This is a genomic window from Betaproteobacteria bacterium (assembly GCA_016791345.1).
GTDB lineage: Bacteria > Pseudomonadota > Gammaproteobacteria > Burkholderiales > JAEUMW01 > JAEUMW01.
Genome location: JAEUMW010000370.1, coordinates 1 through 3,885, shown reverse-complemented (window position 1 = coordinate 3,885; position 3,885 = coordinate 1). Strand labels below are relative to the sequence as shown.

General features: G+C 64.1%; 4 protein-coding genes. All 4 read right to left on the bottom strand.

Translation table 11 applies throughout. From position 1 onward, the window contains the following. Nucleotides 1–108 precede the first annotated feature (108 nt). A complete protein-coding gene (locus JNK68_14470) occupies nucleotides 109–906 on the bottom strand; it encodes a transporter substrate-binding domain-containing protein (GenBank protein ID MBL8541548.1) in 798 nt (265 codons plus the stop codon). Between the two features lie 16 nt (nucleotides 907–922). Then, complete coding sequence (locus JNK68_14465) at nucleotides 923–2,311, bottom strand: GntP family permease (protein MBL8541547.1); 1,389 nt, start codon at nucleotides 2,309–2,311, stop codon at nucleotides 923–925. Between the two features lie 244 nt (nucleotides 2,312–2,555). Beyond that, on the bottom strand, nucleotides 2,556–2,936 hold the full coding sequence (locus JNK68_14460; protein MBL8541546.1) for an aspartate 1-decarboxylase: 381 nt from the start codon (nucleotides 2,934–2,936) through the stop codon (nucleotides 2,556–2,558). Between the two features lie 94 nt (nucleotides 2,937–3,030). Next, complete coding sequence (locus JNK68_14455) at nucleotides 3,031–3,867, bottom strand: pantoate--beta-alanine ligase (protein MBL8541545.1); 837 nt, start codon at nucleotides 3,865–3,867, stop codon at nucleotides 3,031–3,033. Nucleotides 3,868–3,885: the final 18 nt, after the last annotated feature.

Below are 3,885 nucleotides of genomic sequence, written 5' to 3'. Positions count from 1 at the left end.
GCGCCGAACGTGCGGGCCAGCTGCGTCGCCCTTGGCAGGACTTTCTCATGGTCGACGGCGAGGTCCGCCGCCACCAGGATGTGGGTGTACGCGCTCATCCCCGTTCCTTCAATAGGCCCAGATCGTTTCGTGGTCCCGACGGCGAAGCTCGTCCGGAACCGGCACGATCTTCAGGCGGTTGTACTCGGCGAGGATCCGCTCATAAGTGCCGTCGGCGCGGATTTCCTCGAAGGCCTTTTGCCATTTTTCGACTTCCGCGTTCGGCAGCGACTTCGACCCGGCGAACCAGATCTCGCTCGGACGCACGATGGCACCGATGTCGAGACTCAGCGGATCACCGCCGACCTCGCGCCAGGCGTAGATCACCATCAGCCGCGGCGCAAGCCAGGCATCGATGCGCCGCTCGCGCAGCTTGCGTGCGTTCATCCACTCCTCGGGCGCGGGTTCGATGCGGGTGAAGCCCTTTTCCTTGAGCAGAGCTTCCGCACCGCTTCGCAGCAGCACCCCGGTGGGCCGGTCCTTCACCTTTTCCAGGCTGGAGACATCGACCCCGCGGCCGCCGACCAGCACCAGATCGTCGGTGAGGATCTTCACGATCCAGCGGTAGTTCTCCTCGCGCTCCGGGGTCCGGGTCAACGCCAGGATGCCGATGTTCGGTTCGGTCATAGCGATCTGCTGGGCATGGCGCCACGGCATGAACTCGATGGCGCCCGTGTGCCCGGCACGCTTCGCCATCGCCTGCACGACGTCGTAGACGACGCCCCGACCCGGACCCGGAAATTCGGAGACCGAAACAGACGGCACTTGAAAGGTGTAAGGAGGCAGTTCCGCGGCAAGCAGCCGCATCTGGTCTGCGCGGACCGACGCAGAGAGCAGCACCGCCGCAACCAGGACGATGAGGCGCATGATCGCTTCCTGCCCTCTAGAAAACGCCGAACATCTCGTAGACCACGAGCACCAGGATGCTCGAGGTGAAGGCCGACAGCGAGCCCACCATGAAAAGATCGTAGTACGACTCCTTGTGGGTGAGGCTGCAGATCGCGAGCAGGGTGATGACCGCACCGTTGTGCGGCAGGATGTCCATTGCCGCCGAGCCCAGCGCCGCCATGCGGTGCATGATCTGCGGGTTGATGCCGGCGGCGTGCGCGGCCTGCGCGTAGTACTCGCCCATCGCGCCGAGCGCGAGGCTCATGCCGCCGGAAGCCGAGCCGGTCATGCCGGCGAGCACCGTGACCACCACCCAGAGCGACACCACCGGATCGGGGCTGACCGCCTTGAGGGCTTCGCGCACGACGGCGAATGCGGCAAGGCTGGCGATCACCGCGCCGTACGCCACCTCTGAGGCGACGTTTGCCATCGGCAAGAGCGAACCCATCGTCCCCTTGTTCAGGGTGTCGACGACGTTCTTCAAGCGGCTCTTGTTGAGGACGATCACCACCACCACCGCGATCACCATGGCCGCGATGATCGACCAGATGCCGAGCACTGCGGAGAGCGGAATCTTCTTGAACTTGTCGGTGGCGAGATAAGTCGTGTCCATGGCCGGAAAGACATACGCCGTGAACACGTAGTTGAGGCCGAGCACAAGCAGGATCGGAATCAGCGCCACGACGAAGCTCGGAAGATGGCTTTCGTCCACGGCGGCGATCTCTTCCTTGTGATCGCCGTAACCCTCGCCCTTCGCCTTCGCGCTCGCGGCGCGTCGATTGAGCCACAGCATGCCGAAGCCGAACATCCAGATCGACGCGATGATGCCAAGCCCCGGCGCGGCGAAGCTGTTGGTGCCGAAGAAGGGAATCGGAATGGCGTTCTGGATCGCCGGTGTCCCCGGCAGCGCAGTCATCGTGAAGGTGAACGAGCCGAGCCCGATGCAGGCGGGAATGAAACGCTTCGGAATCCCGGCATCACGGAACAGGGACACCGCGATCGGGTACACCGAGAACGCGACGACGAAGAGCGATACCCCGCCATAGGTCAAGAGCGCGCAGGCAAGCACCACCGCGAGCATCGACCGATCCTTGCCGACCCAGCCGACGATCTTGTGCGCGATCGCGCGCGCCGAGCCCGAGTCGTCCATGAGCTTGCCGAAGATGGCACCGAGCATGAAGAGCGGGAAGAACTTGGCGAAATAGGTGCCCAGGGCGGGCATGAAGATCTGCGTGTAGGTCGCGAGCAGCGGCGATTCGCCCCAGCTGAACAGAAGTGCGACCGCTGCGCAGGCGGGTGCAATCATGATCACGTTCCAGCCGCGATAGGCCAGAAAGATCAGCAGCCCGAGCGAGACGATAATGCCGATGATGCCGAGCGCCATCAAAAACCCTCCTTCGGTATTGCGTGTTGTTTTTCTGGGCGGGTCTCTCAAGCGGCAGCGGGTCCTGCCCCGATATCGGCGGCATTGTCTGCCGTTCGCACATGGCGCGCAAGCACGCGAACATGCCAAGCGGATGACGCGGCGCAACAGCCGGTCCGTTCGGGTCCGCCACCGGAGTCATCCGGTGCGCGAAAAAACGAAAGGCAGCGCCGTGGCGCTGCCTTCGGAGGGAAGCGGTGAGCGACTACGCGGCCTGCACCGGGATGCTGCCCCGCTTGTCGACGATGCGGTTGTCGGCGTCCACGTAGACGAGCTTCGGATGATACTTCTGCAGTTCGAGCTCGGTGTACGAAGCGAAGGACGCGATGATCAGCAGGTCGCCCGGGCACGCCTTGCGCGCCGCCGCCCCGTTGATCGAGATGGTCCCGGAACCGCGCTGGGCGCGGATCGCATAGGTCGTGAACCGCTCGCCGTTCGCGATGTTGTAGATGTCGATCTGCTCGAACTCACGGATGTCCGCCGCGTCAAGCAGATTCTCGTCGATTGCACAGGAACCTTCGTAATTGAGCTCGGCGTGGGTTGTCGTCACCCGGTGCAGCTTCGCCTTCAACATGGTTCGTTGCATGTTCAGAAACCCTCCGGACGGTGAAGGGGCATCAATGTCTCCCAAGGTCTGCGCCCAAGCCAGACCCCCAAGCGGGACGCCGATTATATCGACATCACGCCGCGATACAAGCTTCCATGTTGTCGATCAGCCGGGTGGCCCCCAGCCACGCAGCCGCCAGCACCACCAGCGGCTTTTCCCCCGCTTTCGGCGGCAGCAGGTCGCTGCATTTTCGCGCCGCAACATAATCCACACGGAACCCCTGGCTGTCAAGAAATTCGCGGGCTTCCGCCGCGATCGCCGCGTAATCCGAACGCCCGCCTTCGATGGCCGCCTTCGCCCGGGCGAGTGCCTGCGACAAGGCGGTCGCGCGGATGCGATCGGCCGGCGCCAGATACTGGTTGCGCGAGCTCATGGCGAGCCCGTCCGGCTCGCGTCGCGTCTCCCCGGCCAGGATGCGCACCGGCAGGTTCAGTTGCTCGACCATCGAACGGATGATGAAGAGCTGCTGATAGTCCTTCTTTCCGAACACCGCGAGCGCCGGTTGCACGGCGTTGAAGAGCTTGAGCACCACCGTGGCCATACCGCGGAAATGTCCCGGGCGGTGGGCACCGCACAGATCGCTCGCAATCGGCGGCGGCTCGACGAAGAACTGCTGGGGCACGGGATAGAGCTCGCGCTCGTTTGGCGCGAATATCACATCGACTCCGAGGGGGGCGAGTCGTGCGAGATCGGCATTGAGCGTGCGCGGATAGCGGTCGAAATCCTCTGTCGGGCCGAACTGCAGGCGGTTCACGAAGATGCTCACGACCACGCGCTGGCCGTGGTCGCGCGCGATGCGTACGAGGTCCAGATGTCCTTCGTGCAGATTGCCCATGGTCGGCACGAAGGCGACCCCGGGACTGGAGCCAAGCCGCGCACGGAGCGCCGCAACCGTGGTGATCACTTCCATCGGCGCGCCGATCCTAGA

Coding starts and splice junctions, on each gene's coding strand:
- JNK68_14470 (MBL8541548.1), bottom strand. CDS start 906: ATGCGCCTCATCGTCCTGGTTGCGGCGGTGCTGCTCTCTGCGTCGGTC.
- JNK68_14465 (MBL8541547.1), bottom strand. CDS start 2,311: ATGGCGCTCGGCATCATCGGCATTATCGTCTCGCTCGGGCTGCTGATC.
- JNK68_14460 (MBL8541546.1), bottom strand. CDS start 2,936: ATGCAACGAACCATGTTGAAGGCGAAGCTGCACCGGGTGACGACAACC.
- JNK68_14455 (MBL8541545.1), bottom strand. CDS start 3,867: ATGGAAGTGATCACCACGGTTGCGGCGCTCCGTGCGCGGCTTGGCTCC.